Source organism: Acidovorax sp. KPB24-07, from assembly GCF_057543315.1.
Genome location: NZ_BAAJYS010000833.1, coordinates 1 through 780, shown reverse-complemented (window position 1 = coordinate 780; position 780 = coordinate 1). Strand labels below are relative to the sequence as shown.

1 protein-coding gene and 1 pseudogene are annotated in these 780 nt (G+C 70.4%); both read left to right on the top strand.

Annotated features, from left to right (window positions below):
- The coding region (locus AC27IQ_RS26140) for an MFS transporter (RefSeq protein ID WP_487091384.1) at positions 1 to 486 on the top strand (486 nt) is incomplete at its 5' end.
- Between the two features lie 34 nt (positions 487 to 520).
- Positions 521 to 780: pseudogene (locus AC27IQ_RS26135) on the top strand (shikimate dehydrogenase); the annotation flags it as partial.

Here is a 780-nt window from a genome sequence, read left to right as displayed (position 1 = left end):
GACCGCATCGGCCGGCGCCCGCCGATCATCGTGGGCGCGCTGCTGTCGGGGCTGCTGGCGTTCCTGTACCTGTATGCCATCAGCATCCACCACGTGCCGATGGCGATCGGCATGTCGCTGCTCATGTGGGGCGTGGTGTACCAGGGCTGCAACGCGGTGTTCCCGAGCTTCTACCCCGAGCTGTTCCCGGCCCGCACCCGCGTGACCTCGATGGCCATCTCGCAGAACGTGGGCACCACGCTCACGGCCCTGCTGCCCGCGCTGTTCGCCGCCGTGGCGCCGCCCGGCTCCACCAACGTGCCGGCCACCGTGGGTGCGATCGCGTTCGGCGTGACGGCCATCGCGGCGCTGGCCGCGTGGTCGGCGCGCGAGACCTTCCGCATTCCCACGCAGGACCTGGGCCAGCCCGATGCCCAGCCCCTGTCCGAGGCCGCATACGAACAGGCCCGCCAGGAAGCCCTGCGCAGCCACGGGCGCGGCCGCTGAAACACCCACGGCAATCGGCCCACCATCGTTCCCCATGCAGCAGCAAACCATCAACGGCAGCACCCGCCTGATCGCCCACCTGGGCTACCCGACCGAGGCCTTCAAGGCCCCGATGATCTACAACCCGTGGTTCGCGCAGCAGGGCATCAACGCCCTGGTGGTGCCCATGGGCGTGCGGGCCGAGGACTACCCCGCCACGCTGCAGGTGCTGCGCCGCATGACCAACTGGCACGGCGCGCTGGTGACCATGCCGCACAAGGTGAGCACGCTGGCGCTGGTGGATGCGCTCACGCC